Below are 14397 nucleotides of genomic sequence, written 5' to 3'. Positions count from 1 at the left end.
GGCAACCTAGTTGCCCTTATGCTTATCTGCTAAAGTAAAAAGCCCCATGGGTATGGGGCCTTCTTACATGTACTCCTTATTGTTGCATGCCTTGGGAATGGCGGCCGGTAGGTTCAGAGATTTCGCTTAAGGCATATCCCGCCTCGTCAGCAAAGTTGCTGCGAACAGCTAGGTCAGCCATTGCCACGATTCCAACTAGACGACCGTTCTCCACGATTGGCAAGCGGCGAATTTGCTGCTGAGCCATAAGCTTAGCTGCTTCATCTACACTCATATCAGGTGTTCCTGTAATGAGCTCTGTACTCATGACTTTTTCAACGGCAGCGGATCCTTCTCTTTTTTCAGCTAGTCCGCGAATGACGATATCGCGATCGGTAATCATCCCAATACAGTGCTGGTTCTCATCCACCACCGGGACAACACCTACATTGTGATCTCTCATTTTACATGCCACTTCATATACATTGTCTTTTAGCGTAACCGTTTCAACATTCGTACTCATAATTTCACGGATAGAATTTGCCATAATGAGCCTCCTTTGATCGTTATCAATTGTAAGTTTCCCAATTATTCCAATCCTCATACACGAAATCGTCACCAATTACCTCCTATTTTTCGATTGCGCGATTTAGGAAATCATAATATCATGGTATAAGCAATAATTCTGTACAGATAGATTAAGGAGGGAAAACCAACGTGCTAATTAACGTGGGATTAAACGGATTAGAAGCAACACTAGGTGACTTAGATCACGTCATGCTGGATGCTGGCTTTGTACGCTGGGCATGGGACTATGAACATGCTACATACGACTACAAGTTTGAGGATAAAGCAACCAAATCGACTTTCTTTCTGCGAGTACAAGGTCATGTAGTCAAAGGGGAAAATCTGGATCACGATACCATTCTTAAGTTGGAAGAGCCTTATATTGGCAAACATCTTTTCCCACATGGGATCGACTATCAAGCAGTTGTACCATCTTCTGTGTCCACTGCTGCTAAGAAGAAGCTTACTGTAATCAAAGAAAAACTTGCTTAATTAGAAAAAAATCTCTTACGATCCACGGTTCAAGTGAATCATAAGAGATTTTTTTATTTTAACGAATCCGATAAGCCTCTTCTAGACCTGGCTTCGTCTCTTTAAATTCCACACCTTCAACCTTCACGTTAACCTCGATCACCCGAAGACCTGTCATCGTCTCCACGGTATCCTTCACAACGTATTGCAGCTTTTTACATACCTCGTCAATCTTGACTCCGTAATGTAAAATAACTCTTAAATCAATAGCGGCTTCCACCTCGCCCACTTCAACGTGTACCCCTTTATGGACGTTTTTCCCGCTAACTCTCCGAGCAAAACCTTCCACGATTCCCCCCGACATACTTGCGACTCCATCGGTTTCCGCCGCTGCGATGGCTGCGATTACAGCCACAACATCATCTGCAATTTTAACGATACCCTTTTCCTTCATGTCGGCCACAATACCCCCTCCTCCTTACTCCCTATTCTATTCCGCGGCCTGGGCTCACGGAACATGATCGAAAAAGAATTTTATATGTATGTACTTCTCTATAGAAAAAAGAAATCCTTTAACAATTCTGTTAATTTTGTTTGAATTTTATTTAGCGTTTACGATTGTAATTCTCCGCCGCCTTGATAAAAATCTCTTCATCATCAACCATGCTGCACGTGGCACACTGAACCTTATAAGCTGGCCCCGTGTAAGGTGAATGAAACGGATCATCAATTTGCTGTTGATAAACCTGTAATACATCACCACTTTGGGGATCCATTTTAACCGCTTGTGAAACTTGCTGAATGATATTGTATCGAGATCGATTGGTCTTACAATTAGGACAAAAGTAGGGTTGGCTCAATAGTGCTCCTCCTAACCAGTGTTTTATTCTTATCTTTTCCAACTTTCACTTCTTTTACCACACCCACATATGCTATAAGGAACGTAAATAAACACCTGCCACTTTTTTTCTGTAACTTGTAATACCTTCAGCAAACTTGGGGATCTTGCATCCCCATTTTTTTATGCCTAAAAAAGCAGGGGGAGGCGGTTTGATTCCCTGATCCGGGCCCCGGAGCGGTCTCAGGGCATCATACGGCAACTTTGATTCCCTGAGCCCGGCTCCCGAGCAGTTTCAGGGCATCAAACGTCCGCTTTGATTACCTGTTCCTAGCTCTCGAGCGATTTCAGGGCATCATACGACCGCTTTGATTACCTGATCCTGGCCCCCGAGCGGTTTCAGGGCATCATACGGCAGCTTTGATTCCCTGTTCCTAGATCTCGAGCGATTTCAGGGCATCATACGGTGGCTTTGATTACCTGATCCTGGCCCCAGAGCGATTTCAGGGCATCATACGGTGGCTTTGATTACCTGATCCTGGCCCCAGAGCGATTTCAGGGCAACATACGACCACTTTGATTCCCTAATCCGGGCTTCAGCTCGCTTGAAGGGCATCATACGACCACTTTGATTCCCTGATCCGGGCCCCTGAGCGGTTTCAGGGTATCATACGACCACTTTGATTCCCTGATCCCAGCTCCCGAGCGATTTCAGGGCATCATACGACCACTTTGATTCCCTGATACCAGCTCCCGAGCGGTTTCAGGGCATCATACGACCGCTTTGATTCCCTGATACCAGCTCCCGAGCGGTTTCAGGGCATCATACGACCGCTTTGATTACCTGATCCTGGCCCCCGAGCGGTTTCAGGGCATCATACGGCCGCTTTGATTCCCTGATCCCGGCTCCCGAGCAGTTTCGGGGCATCATACGGTGGCTTTGATTCCCTGATCCTAGCTCCCGAGCGTTTCAGGGTATCATACGGTGGCTTTGATTCCCTGATCCTGGCTCCCGAGCAGTTTCGGGGCATCATACGGCAACTTTGATTCCTTGATCCCGGCCCCCGAGCGGATTCGGGGCATCATACGACCACTTTGGTTCCCTGATCCCAGCCCCGGAGCAATTTCAGGGCATCATACGTACGACCACTTTGTTTCCCTGATCCCGGCCCCGAGCGGTTTCGGGGCATCATACGACCACTTTGATTCCCTGATACCAGCTCCCGAGCAGTTTCGGGGCATCATACGGTGGCTTTGATTCCCTGATCCTAGCTCCCGAGCAGTTTCGGGGCATCATACGGTGGCTTTGATTCCCTGATCCTAGCTCCCGAGCGTTTCAGGGTATCATACGGTGGCTTTGATTCCCTGATCCTGGCTCCCGAGCAGTTTCGGGGCATCATACGGCAACTTTGATTCCTTGATCCCGGCCCCCGAGCGGATTCGGGGCATCATACGACCACTTTGGTTCCCTGATCCCAGCCCCGGAGCAATTTCAGGGCATCATACGTACGACCACTTTGTTTCCCTGATCCCGGCCCCGAGCGGTCTCAGGGCATCATACGACCGCTTTGATTCCCTGATCCGGGCCCCCGAGCAATTGCAGGGCATCATACGTCCCCCCCCCTAGATCCACCTACTAAAGAACAAAAAAAATAATAGTCCCTTCAATAGGGACTATTCCTTTGCCTCTGCATTCTCTCGGTGCAGTTCATTGACTTCATTTAGTTTTCTCTCAAGCTCCATGAGAATTCGTTTCCCTGTATCTTCTTGGATCAGCTTTAACCGAACAGCAAAGTCAATCTCGCGAGATAAACCAAACACTTGTGTATCTAATACTTCTTCATAGAGGGGACATTGAGGCATTGAAAAATTTTTCATTTGCACTTCAATCAGCTTTAAAATTTTTTCAGCATCGGCCTGCAGCATCTGGATCGCTTTCTGCTGAATCTCTATTGCGGTAACGGTTGGCAATCGAATTCCCTCCTTATCCTTCATTTTACCTAAATAATAGTGTATCATAATCTAATTGATTAGAGAGCTAAAAAAAATTTTGTGATGTGCTAGAAAATTCTTCCAAAGCACTTCTCAAACCTGGAGGTAAAAATTATGTCTGACGTTATCTTAGTAAAGGGAAAAGTAAAACATACGATTACACTCGACCCAGGAGTCTGGATCTTTGATGATCGAAAAAAACACCTTGAAGAATTCTTTAAGCAAGACCAATTGGAGGACGAGTCTCTAGCCTACCAGCGTACGATGGGTGAGTTATGGGACAAGGAATTACGTGAAGGTGCTACTCCTGCCAGTGAAAACAAGCCCATGTTCGTTGAAAAGAAAGACATTTCTGGAGATTGGGGGATTTTGTTCGAGCCCTTCCTTAACAACGCCACACCATTAGAAGGGACGACCCACGTAATATGTCACCTACAGTCCGGCGACTTCATTGAACTCCCATTGGAAAAAGCTAAAAAGAGTATTCTTTGCTTTGCCTTAGATGGAAAGCCAATCCGCGAAGACGGACCTGTACATCTTCTTTTCCCAGACGGAAGCAACCGACATGAACCGATTCGAGGCATCGAGGTACTTGAAGTAAAGTAAAGTAAAGTAATTTAAGAAAGTTTGTTCACTTTAATGCTTTCGTGAACTTAAACTTTCTTAAACAGTAAAAAAACCCAGATGTTCTCATCTGGGTAAAATAACTCTCAACCAATTGGTACTCCCAAATTGGTTCATTACCAAGCATATAACAAATTCTGACACAATACAATCTTCTTTTACATTTTTTTTACACGATTTTATAGCGAATTCGATCCTCTTCTAATAGCTGAAGAAATTTAGCTTCTTCAAGAGAAGTGAAGAAGGCGGATATCCTGCGAGCAAAGTAGACCTCCACTTTTTTCTCCTCTAGCGCCCAAAATGAAAAAGCTGATAACTCTTCAAGATCTTGAATCCTCTTAAAGTATTGCAAGGCCTCTCCCGAAAGCGGAGCACGAAAGCTTCGACTTAAAACCACATTTTCCTTTCGGTTCTCTCTAATATTATCCTTAGTGGCACCTAATCGTTGCAAAAGCTCCGTTGATCGCCCAATCCCCATTTGTTTCGCCAGCAAAACATCGACATACTCTACCTCCAAGGTCGTTAGCTTGGATTCTACAGCTAACAGCATCTGACGAAACAATCGGGTAACGATCTGATTTGCCGGTGAAAGCGTATGATCTTCGAACAAGAATTCAATCTCTATTATAGATTCATTCTGTTTCCTTCTTAGATAAAGGTGATGCATCGATGAACTCCTTCATTAGCGTTTCTTGATTTCCGTTAAGGTCGCATGATCCATTTTCTGAACTAGGGTGAGAAGAAGCTTTTTCGCGGCTTCATAATCATGCTTATGTATGATAGCTGCGTGACTGTGGATGTACCGGGCAGGGATCCCGATGACTAAAGAGGGTACACCATTCCCCGTGGTATGAACCCGGCCCGCGTCTGTGCCCCCTGCAGAAACAAAAAACTGATACTTGATATCTTCCGCTTCACAAAGGTCAATCACATAGTCTCGAAGGCCCGGCAACGTAACCATGGTACGGTCGAGAATCCGCATGAGAAGCCCTCCCCCGAGCTTTCCCATTCCATCTTCAACGCCAGGAATATCCCCTGCAGGGCTCGCATCCAAGGCGATGAACAAATCGGGTTCAATCATTTGTGCAGACGTCGCTGCTCCTCTTAACCCCACTTCTTCTTGAACCGTTGCTCCAGAATAAATCACATTGGGATGGGACACATCTTGGAGCTCTTTCATTAATTCGACACTAAGGGCACATCCGTAACGATTATCCCATGCCTTAGCCATAAGTTTTTGTTCGCTCATGATCGTGAACGGGCAAACAGGAACGATCGGTTGACCCGGCTTGATCCCCAATTTTTGCGCTTCAGCCAGATCATCTGCTCCAACATCGATAAACATGTTTTTAATCGGAGTCGGTTTGTTCCTCGCCTCATCACTCAAAACATGAGGAGGAATGGAGCTGACCACCCCAATAATAGGACCTTGCTCGGTAATAATCTCCACTCTTTGGGCAAGCAGGACCTGGCTCCACCATCCTCCCAGCGGCTGGAACTGAATAAACCCCTTCTCCGTGATCCGGGTAACCATAAACCCTACTTCATCCATATGACCTGCGACCATAATCTTAGGTCCTTCCGGGTTACCCACCTTCTTTCCAAAAATACTCCCGAGGTTATCTTGAATGACTTCTTCTGAAAAAGGGGTCAAATATTCCTTCATGATCTCCCTTACTGGTCCTTCAAACCCCGGTACGCCTGGCGCTTCCGTTAACGTCTTAAAAAGAGACATCTGCCAACTCATGTATTCTAATCTCCTTTAGCGCTTTTTTGCTTTTTTACTAGTATCCCATTCATTTCCTGTAATTTCAATCTTGCTGAAGTGTTCGACAATCACGATTCCCATTAAGATGACGACTACACCCAACCACTGCCAAAGGGTCACGTTCTCTTGTAATACCAAATAGGAAAGAAACACCGCCATCGGCAATTCAATCGAGCTTAAAATCGTGGCTACACCGGAACCAATTTGAGGAACCCCGTAAGTAAAAAGAAGATTAGGCAGCACAATCCCGAAAAAAGCTAAGAGAAGTCCCCATAACCAGAGTCCTTCTATCAGACTCCCATCCACTAGGAATTGGGGAGGGAAAACCATGAACACGATGAGCATGGAGCCCACGCCCATCAATAAGCTCCGCATCCAAGAACTGACCTCGGTTGCTAATCGACCGCTGGCCAGGATAAACACTGCATAACAAAATGCGGCAAGCAGGCCTAACACCATCCCTTGCCAGGGATACAGGCGAAATTCGGCTTGAAGGACGTTCCCCGCTAGAACCGTCCCTAGAGAGATAAAGACCAGTGCCCATTGCTTGGGTCGTGAAGGCCACCTTTTCTCTATTATCGCTTCCATTAAGACACCCATCCAAGTGAATTGAAAAAGAAGGACAACGGCAATGGAGGCGGGTAGGAGCTGAAGGGCACTGTAATAGAATATGCCCGTTAACCCGACAAACATGCCGGCAATGGTTAAACAATTTCCACTCTTCCAGGATATTTTTTCCATTCTCCCTGTAATGAGCACTAAAAGAGTTAGGATCAACGCCCCAAAAAACATCTGGCTCCCCGTCACATCCGCAGGGCTAAACCCTTGGCTATAGGCTGTTTTAACCATTGTGGAGAGAATCCCATAGCAAGAAGCTCCCCCCAATACAAAAACAATCGATTTCCAATAATTCAAGTGATCACCTCTATCCTACAATATAAGATAACTGTCCGTTTAGTAAAGCCCTCTATGCGCATCCTAAAGCCAAAGGAGGCGATTGTAACATGGCGAATCGAAACCGCTTGCTCGTACCTGAGGCCCAGCAGGGACTCCAGCGTTTAAAACAGGAGGTGATGAAAAAAGAAGGCTATCAAGCAGCCACGCCGGATGACGTAAAATTCGAAGTGGCCAAGGAGCTCGGCGTTCCTCTTAGAAAGGGATATAACGGGCATCTGGAATCCAAGGACGCAGGAAGTATTGGCGGTAAAATTGGAGGCAGTATGGTAAAGGAAATGATCCGAATGGCCCAGGAGAAAATGAGTAATCCAACAAATTAGCAACTGTAATTAAGGGGTCCGACTCAACAGTAGAGTCAGACCCCTTCTAAGTTAACGACTATGAAGATAAGCTTGAATAAGCTTGAAAGTATTTTCAAGCGCTTGTGTATGGGTTCGCTCATGAGAGTGGGAGGCATCAATGCCAGGTCCGATCAAGCCATGAACGATATCGTAGCCGGCACGCAAGGCTGCACTCGCATCGGATCCATAATAAGGATAGATATCTACCTTATAATAAAGTCCTGCCTCTTTTGCCAACTCCACTAACCTCTGGCGAAATGCCTTATGATAGGGGCCCGAGCTATCTTTAGCGCAAATTGATACACAATACTCGTCCGTTGCTTGTCCGTCCCCAATGGCTCCCATATCAACAGCAAGATATTCCTTGACTTCCCTAGGTATGTTGGAATTCCCGCCATAACCAATCTCTTCGTTATTACTAATCAAGAAATGAGTCGTGTAAGGCAGAGCTTTTCCCTGTTCCACGATGTCTTTCATGACGCCTAGAAGAATAGCCACACTTGCTTTATCATCTAAATGTCTAGATTTAATAAACCCACTGTCCGTGACTTGAACCCTTGGATCAAAACTGACAAAATCCCCGACCTCAATTCCCAAGGCTCTCGTGTCGGCTGCAGACTTCGTGATTTCGTCTAGTCTCACGATCATGTTTTCTTCGGTTCTAGGCAGCTTCTCCATTTCCCGGTACACATGGACCGAAGGCTGTCTAGTTAAAATGGTGCCGGTAAAGACGTTGCCTTGCGAGGTTTCAATCCAGCAATATTCTCCTTCCACCGAGTGCCAGCGGAATCCACCAATATTCGTCAGACGAAGCGTTCCATTCGGGTGAATCTCCTTTACCATCGCTCCTAATGTATCTACATGTGCCGTCAGCATACGCTGAGGCACAGCTTGTTGTCCCGCGATTGTAGCAATAAGTCCACCTTTATGATTGAGAGTATAACTAATCCCCAGCCGTTGGAACTCTGACTCCACATATTGAATGACTTTTTCCGTATTGCCTGACGGGCTTGGAATGTTCAATAAGGCTACGAGTTGCTCCAAAACATAATCTAGTGTCTTCACGAAAGCGCCAACTCCCTTTTCTGTCATGTGCATGGGAAAAAGAAGCCAAAACAATTGGCTTCTCTTCGCATAGAAATAGTCTTATTTGAATACCGTCTCTTTAAACTCGGCAAGCTTCTCAAGGGAGTTCTTATCGACATCTGCATGCAAGCTGTTTCCATGGGAGTCCATGGTTACAATAGCAGTAAAGCCGTTTACCCGCAGGTGCCACATGGCTTCCGGAATTCCGAACTCCATAAAGTCTACACCTTCTACTTTTTCAATACATTGAGCGTAGTATTGTGCAGCTCCACCAATCGCATTCAGATAAACGCCTCCGTGCTCTTGGAGTCCCGCCAAAGTCTTTGGACCCATTCCACCTTTTCCAATGACCGCACGAATGCCAAACTTCTTAATAATATCTGCTTGATAAGGCTCCTCGCGAATACTGGTGGTCGGACCAGCCGCTTTCACATGCCACTCGCCTGCATCATCCTTGAGCATAACTGGTCCACAGTGATAAATGATGCCCCCATTTAAGTCTACTGGGCTATCATGGTTCATTAGATGACTATGCAAGGCGTCACGTCCGGTGTACATTAATCCGTTAATGACGACGACATCTCCAACCTTTAAAGAACGAATCTTTTCTTCTGTAATCGGAGCCTCAAGGACCACGACTTCTTTGCTCTCTTGTTGCTCTTCACTTTGGATCGTGTCCGTCACTTGGACTTCTCCGTCCTTGTACAACCAACCCTGGATCTCTCCAGTCTCAGGAGACAGACTTACCCCTTGGCGGCGGAATGCCCAACAATTGTACGCTACAGACACAAAGAAGCTGGCAGGAAGACGGTTCATCACGCCAATTTTACAACCAAGCAGGGTAGCTTGTCCGCCGAAGCCCATCGTTCCAATTCCGAGTTGGTTGGCTGCTTCCATGACGTAATCTTCCAACTGAGCCAGCGTCTCATTCGGATTGACATCATCTACTTTACGGAACAATTGTTCTTTAGCTAACGCGTAGCCAGAAGTCCGGTCACCGCCAATCCCCACTCCAATGAATCCAGCTGAGCAGCCTTGGCCTTGCGCCTGGTAAACACTATGAAGGATACATTTGCGAATTCCATCTAGATTTCTGCCTGCTTTTCCCAAACCTTCGAGTTCACAGGGAAGGCTATACTGGATGTTTTTGTTTTCACAGCCGCCCCCCTTAAGGATGAGATTTACTTCGATTTCATCTTTTTCCCACTGCTCAAAATGAAACACAGGAGTTCCTGGGCCCAGGTTATCACCTGAATTTTCTCCGGTTAAGGAATCCACTGAATTCGGACGCAATTTCCCGTTTTTCGTGGCTAAAGCAATAGCTTCCTTAATCACTTTTTTCATCTCTACTTGATTGGTTCCCGCTGGTGTCTTGATCTCAAAAGTAGGCATTCCTGTATCTTGACAGATCGGAGACTGATTAACTTCTGCACTTTGGATATTTCCAGCGATTGTTGCCAAAGAAAGGGCAGCTCTTGTACCCTCATCCTCCATCTGCTTCGCCTTTACGATTGCGCGGCGCACATCAGGTGGCAGGTTTGTCGATGTTTCTACAATTAGCTGATAAATACTGTCTTTTAAATGTTTCAACTCCTCAACCCCTATCCAACTTTATTTATTTCGTTAGTTTCTTTCAATCCTTTATTATTATATATCAAACGCTCCAAATGGAACAGTATTCACATCCAACAAGCTTTCCTTCGTTTATGCTATACTGATGAAGCAAAGAAAAAAAGAAAGAGGTCTAACATGAATTCCATGGAGTTAACCCCCCTCTCCTTCACTATTGGTTTTGTTGTTGTTTTGGTCATTGCCACCTTGCGCTTTTACTATCCATTCCGATATCAATACTTATGCTTACTCTTTAGAAGATCTCCAAATGGAGTCAAGCGCCTATTGCATCGCTCCTATCGAAAAAATCGCTCGGCTGTCGGCCTGCTTGACCGAGCTACCATGGAAATACTGGAAGGTCATTATGATGAAGCAGAGAAGTTTGTACTAAAGGGCATCCAACAAATTCTCCAAGTTCGAGGACTTCGCAATCAGCTAATACGTACATTCTTTTACAGTCATCTTTCGTGGATTCTCTATTACCGGGGACAATACAAAGAATCTCTAGAAATATCCATCCGATTGTACGAGCGTGTTCCGTCAACCCCAAACATTTTGGCACTAATTTCATGCAATCTGGCAAGAGTTGGGGAAATCGGTCGAGCCATCGAAGTTTCAGCTAAGCTCAAGCAAATGAAACGAATAAGCCCTACGATCTTGCTTTCTTGTGAAGCGGAAATTGAGGCAGCAAAAGGAAATATTCAAAAGGCATTAAAATTGCTTGACCAAGCTAAGCTTCAAAAGAAGAGTCATTTTTCGATTTACTTTATTCATTATGAGATCGAGAAGCGAATTGGGGAACTAAATAAATCGGCATAGAAAAAGAGTTCCTGACAGTCCAGGAACTCTTTTCATTACGATTGGTTAATCTTGTCCTTTTCCATTTCCGCATCCAATACCCGTGCTGATGACTCTAGAAAATCTGTATATTCCTTCCCATAAAGGTCACGAGTAACCGATAACCCAAACTGTAAGAGTTGTCCATACTCCAACCCTAGAATATCTCTTTGTTTTTGTAACACGGCAAGCAACTTATAGGTGGAAAAATCGTCTTCCATCGCAATCTTTTCACGTAAAGCTCGTCCTTTTTCAGTTAGATAGACACGAGAAGCCCGTTTGTCATTTCGTAATCTTTCTTTTCGAACTAGATCCTTTTCTTCCAATTTATCGATGAGGTGCATAGCTGTGGAAATATGCCAGAGTCCCAGATTCGAAACTTCCGTAATGGTGCTGCCATCACGAAAATAAAGAATCCAAAGAAGATGTTGCTGAGGAGAGGTCAAATCGTGCTGTTTCGCCTGCTTTGTCCAATCCTCCTCTAATGTCTTATACATGGCACGGACAACGTTCATCATAATATGTAAATCACCGGAGATTTTGGTATCTTTTTCTGCCATTTTTAAGCTAAGACCACCTTACTTTAAATTTATATACTTTATATTTAAGAATTCTCCTTTATTAATAAAAAATCCTTCTTAATTGGATTGAATATCTTATTATTCCTGGCTATTTTTCGAAGAGGAAAACAAAAGGCGCTCGTACATTTCAAAGAATCGATCCAGGGTTCTTTGGTATTGTTCCAGAGTAGTTGCCCAGGAACTAAGATAATCTTCTCCTTGTTGGGTAATGGAATAGATCCGTTTAGCCGGACCGCCTGAAGTCGTGTCCCATTGTGAGTGCACGAGGTTTTCCTTTTCCATTTGCCTCAATGTCCGATATACATATCCCTGATCAATTGATTCGAATCCGAAAGAAACCAATTCCTGGATTAACTGGTAGCCGTGAACCCGCAGATCCCGAAGCAGAAGCAATAAGCAGGGGATAAGCAAGTTTTTCCTTGCCGCAATTCCACCCAGCTTATCATTCTGTAGTTTCTCCATATCAGACATTTCGTCCTCTCCCCCCAAAACCTTTTATCTAGCATACTCCTCACGTGATCATTGTATTACCAGATTAGGTATTATATGCCTATAATACCTATAATGCCGAAAAAGCATCCAATTTCAGTCAGCAAATGGTGTTGAATAAGCTCGAATCTACCCAAGATACAAAAACGTTTCGACAAGTGGTCTCGTTAGTTCCATCATACCACAAATCAATATAGTTTGATATAAATGACAATAAAGGTGATTGTTACCTATTTTAACGAGATATCCATACCCTTTGTTTATTTACAAAATATTGGGTATGTTGCAGGAAAAAAAGTCTTGCCACTCTTACAAGCATCGGAGAGGCAAGACTTTATAAGTTAATCTTCCATTGTGGATAAATCACCTGTTGGAAGGCCCAGTTCCCACGCCTTGAGGACTCGGCGCATAATTTTTCCTGAACGTGTCTTAGGTAGTCTGGACTTAAACTCAATCAAGCGTGGCGCTGCATGTGCAGCCAATCTCTCTTTTACGTATCTTGTTATGTCCGCCTTAACCTCTTCGCTTTCCTCATATCCTGCACGTAGGGTAATAAAGGCTTTAATCACTTCGCCGCGTAGAGGGTCCGGCACGCCAATGACGCCTGCTTCCGCAACAGCTTGATGTTCCACCAGTTTACTCTCAACTTCAAACGGGCCCACCCTTTCACCGGAGGTGTTAATCACATCGTCAACACGACCCTCGAACCAGAAATAACCGTCTTCGTCTTGATATGCCGAGTCTCCGCTGAGATACCAACCCGACATAAAATATTCCTGATACTTTGCTTCGTTGCCCCAAATCATTCGCATCATGGCAGGCCAAGGCGGCTTAATGGCTAGATTCCCCATCGTATTCGGCGGAAGCTCGTTACCGTCATTATCAACAATGGCTAAACGAATGCCAGGTAACGGCTTGCCCATCGAACCCGGTCGCATCGGCATACTGCGGTAGTTCGCACAAATAGTAGAACCGGTCTCCGTCATCCACCAATTATCGTGGATTCGCTCCCCAAGAACATCCAGCCCCCAGCGAATAACTTCTGGGTTTAACGGCTCTCCTGCAGAAAGAACATGGCGTAGGGAGCTTAAATCAAAGCTTTTCGGCAATTCATTGCCTTCGCCCATTAACATGCGAAAAGCCGTAGGGGCGCTGAACCAGACGGTCACCTTATACTTCTCAAGGGTGGCATACCAATCTGCAGGTTTAAATCGTCCTCCTCGCAAGACAATGGAAACCCCATTCAGCCATGGAGCCCACATCCCGGCAGAGGTTCCCGTAACCCAGCCTGGATCTGCTGTACACCAGTAAATATCGCCTTCCCTTAGATCGTAAACCCACTTGCCTGACATTACCTGGTGAACCATGGCATCGTGGACTTGATAAACGCCCTTAGGCTTGCCTGTCGAGCCAGACGTATAGTGCAGCAACATGCCGGATTCGCGCTCAACCCACTCAATGATATAGTCATCAGATACGGAAAGAAGATCTTCAAATCGAATGTGTCCCGCGGGCAGTTCCTCCCCTTCACTGTCTACAAGAATCACATGTTTCAAATCAGGTAATTGAGCTACTGGAATCCTCTTCAGCAATTGAGGCGTCGTCACGATAGCTACAGAGCCGCTATCAAGCAGACGATCTCGGACTGCTTCTTCCATAAACGCTTCAAAAAGCGGACCCGCAATCGCGCCAATGCGAACAATTCCCAATAGCGCTGTATATAATTCTGGGCTTCTCGGCATGAAGATGAACACCCGATCCCCTTTAGAGATGCCTAACTGTTTTAAACCGTTTGCAAATTGGCTAGAAAGCTGTCGAAGCTGGGAGTAGGTATAATCCTCGTCACGAATCCCGTCCGTATAGTATAAAGCCGTACGGTCTCCTTTTCCCTCATCTACGTGTCGGTCGATGGCCTCATACACCATGTTAACCTTTCCTGTCTTCGCCCAGCTAAACGATTGTTCTACTCTCCCCCAATCGATGGTGCTTACGGCTTGGTCATAGTCCTTTAAGTTTGCGTTATCATCAAGCATGAGAATTTCATCTTTTCTAATGGTCATTGCAACTCTCACTCCCTCACTTGGATATCTGTCTGTATGTTATATAACAATTCTCTATGTCTATAACAATTCCTGCTATACTTTTTAAAAAATTTTAGAGAAAATTCCAGCAAAATGGCGAATGGAATGATAACCAATATTTGATGTCCCCTTTTTGCCTGAAACTGATATATAATCACAAGTATATCTTTTAGTA

At 45.2% G+C, this 14397-nt stretch carries 16 protein-coding genes; 4 read left to right on the top strand and 12 right to left on the bottom strand.

What is annotated here, in order from left to right; genetic code table 11:
• Positions 1-76: 76 nt before the first annotated feature.
• On the bottom strand, positions 77-526 hold the full coding sequence (locus EIZ58_RS00430; protein ID WP_134698556.1) for a CBS domain-containing protein: 450 nt from the start codon (positions 524-526) through the stop codon (positions 77-79).
• Positions 527-696: 170 nt separating this feature from the next.
• Between EIZ58_RS00430 and EIZ58_RS00425 the strand changes: the two genes are divergently transcribed.
• Positions 697-1038 carry a YugN family protein gene (locus tag EIZ58_RS00425; RefSeq protein WP_134698555.1) on the top strand — a complete coding sequence of 114 codons (342 nt, stop codon included), beginning with the start codon at positions 697-699 and terminating at the stop codon, positions 1036-1038.
• 58 nt (positions 1039-1096) lie between these two features.
• Here EIZ58_RS00425 and EIZ58_RS00420 read toward each other — a convergent pair whose 3' ends face one another.
• From EIZ58_RS00420 to EIZ58_RS00405, 3 genes are all read right to left on the bottom strand, one after another.
• The gene (locus EIZ58_RS00420; RefSeq protein ID WP_134699584.1) at positions 1097-1471 is read right to left on the bottom strand and encodes an Asp23/Gls24 family envelope stress response protein; all 375 of its coding nucleotides are present in this window, start codon (positions 1469-1471) and stop codon (positions 1097-1099) included.
• Positions 1472-1622: 151 nt separating this feature from the next.
• On the bottom strand, positions 1623-1877 hold the full coding sequence (locus EIZ58_RS00415; RefSeq protein ID WP_134698554.1) for a DNA alkylation repair protein: 255 nt from the start codon (positions 1875-1877) through the stop codon (positions 1623-1625).
• A 1652-nt stretch (positions 1878-3529) separates the two neighbouring features.
• Positions 3530-3850, bottom strand: coding sequence for an Fpa/YlaN family protein (locus EIZ58_RS00405; protein WP_134698553.1), 321 nt, complete (start codon positions 3848-3850; stop codon positions 3530-3532).
• A 111-nt stretch (positions 3851-3961) separates the two neighbouring features.
• Here EIZ58_RS00405 and EIZ58_RS00400 point away from each other — a divergent pair, with 111 nt between their 5' ends.
• Positions 3962-4453, top strand: coding sequence for a molybdopterin-binding protein (locus EIZ58_RS00400; RefSeq protein WP_134698552.1), 492 nt, complete (start codon positions 3962-3964; stop codon positions 4451-4453).
• Positions 4454-4640: 187 nt separating this feature from the next.
• Here EIZ58_RS00400 and EIZ58_RS00395 read toward each other — a convergent pair whose 3' ends face one another.
• Genes EIZ58_RS00395 through EIZ58_RS00385 form a run of 3 tightly spaced genes read right to left on the bottom strand, consistent with a single transcriptional unit; the run spans position 4641 to position 7154 of the window.
• A complete protein-coding gene (locus tag EIZ58_RS00395) occupies positions 4641-5138 on the bottom strand; it encodes a hypothetical protein (RefSeq protein ID WP_134698551.1) in 498 nt (165 codons plus the stop codon).
• A gap of 15 nt (positions 5139-5153) precedes the next feature.
• Positions 5154-6218 carry a M42 family metallopeptidase gene (locus EIZ58_RS00390; protein WP_134698550.1) on the bottom strand — a complete coding sequence of 355 codons (1065 nt, stop codon included), beginning with the start codon at positions 6216-6218 and terminating at the stop codon, positions 5154-5156.
• A gap of 15 nt (positions 6219-6233) precedes the next feature.
• Positions 6234-7154 (bottom strand): EamA family transporter, encoded by a 921-nt coding sequence (locus EIZ58_RS00385; protein WP_240688902.1) that lies wholly within the window; start codon positions 7152-7154, stop codon positions 6234-6236.
• An 89-nt stretch (positions 7155-7243) separates the two neighbouring features.
• Between EIZ58_RS00385 and EIZ58_RS00380 the strand changes: the two genes are divergently transcribed.
• Positions 7244-7516: an alpha/beta-type small acid-soluble spore protein gene (locus EIZ58_RS00380; protein WP_134698549.1), complete on the top strand. Its 273-nt coding sequence runs from the start codon at positions 7244-7246 to the stop codon at positions 7514-7516.
• A gap of 51 nt (positions 7517-7567) precedes the next feature.
• Here the strand turns inward: EIZ58_RS00380 and EIZ58_RS00375 are convergent, their stop codons facing one another.
• Together EIZ58_RS00375 and EIZ58_RS00370 are read right to left on the bottom strand one after the other, a co-directional pair.
• Entirely contained in the window at positions 7568-8629 is a 1062-nt protein-coding gene (locus EIZ58_RS00375) for a M42 family metallopeptidase (protein WP_134699582.1), read from the bottom strand.
• A gap of 54 nt (positions 8630-8683) precedes the next feature.
• A complete protein-coding gene (locus tag EIZ58_RS00370; protein ID WP_134698548.1) occupies positions 8684-10213 on the bottom strand; it encodes a fumarate hydratase in 1530 nt (509 codons plus the stop codon).
• A gap of 159 nt (positions 10214-10372) precedes the next feature.
• On the opposite strand from EIZ58_RS00370, the gene EIZ58_RS00365 reads away from it, so the two are divergent.
• Positions 10373-11053, top strand: a complete 681-nt coding sequence (locus EIZ58_RS00365; RefSeq protein ID WP_134698547.1) for a tetratricopeptide repeat protein — start codon at positions 10373-10375, stop codon at positions 11051-11053.
• Positions 11054-11088: 35 nt separating this feature from the next.
• On the opposite strand, the gene EIZ58_RS00360 is transcribed toward EIZ58_RS00365, so the two are convergent.
• The 3 genes from EIZ58_RS00360 to acsA form a co-directional block, all read right to left on the bottom strand.
• A complete protein-coding gene (locus tag EIZ58_RS00360; RefSeq protein WP_134698546.1) occupies positions 11089-11631 on the bottom strand; it encodes a transcriptional regulator, SarA/Rot family in 543 nt (180 codons plus the stop codon).
• Between the two features lie 99 nt (positions 11632-11730).
• On the bottom strand, positions 11731-12123 hold the full coding sequence (gene phaQ, locus EIZ58_RS00355) for a poly-beta-hydroxybutyrate-responsive repressor (RefSeq protein ID WP_134698545.1): 393 nt from the start codon (positions 12121-12123) through the stop codon (positions 11731-11733).
• Positions 12124-12482: 359 nt separating this feature from the next.
• Complete coding sequence (acsA, locus tag EIZ58_RS00350; RefSeq protein ID WP_205672081.1) at positions 12483-14201, bottom strand: acetate--CoA ligase; 1719 nt, start codon at positions 14199-14201, stop codon at positions 12483-12485.
• Positions 14202-14397 lie beyond the last annotated feature (196 nt).

The organism is Ammoniphilus sp. YIM 78166 (assembly GCF_004522215.1).
GTDB lineage: Bacteria > Bacillota > Bacilli > Aneurinibacillales > RAOX-1 > YIM-78166.
This window is presented reverse-complemented; position numbering and strand designations above follow the sequence as displayed.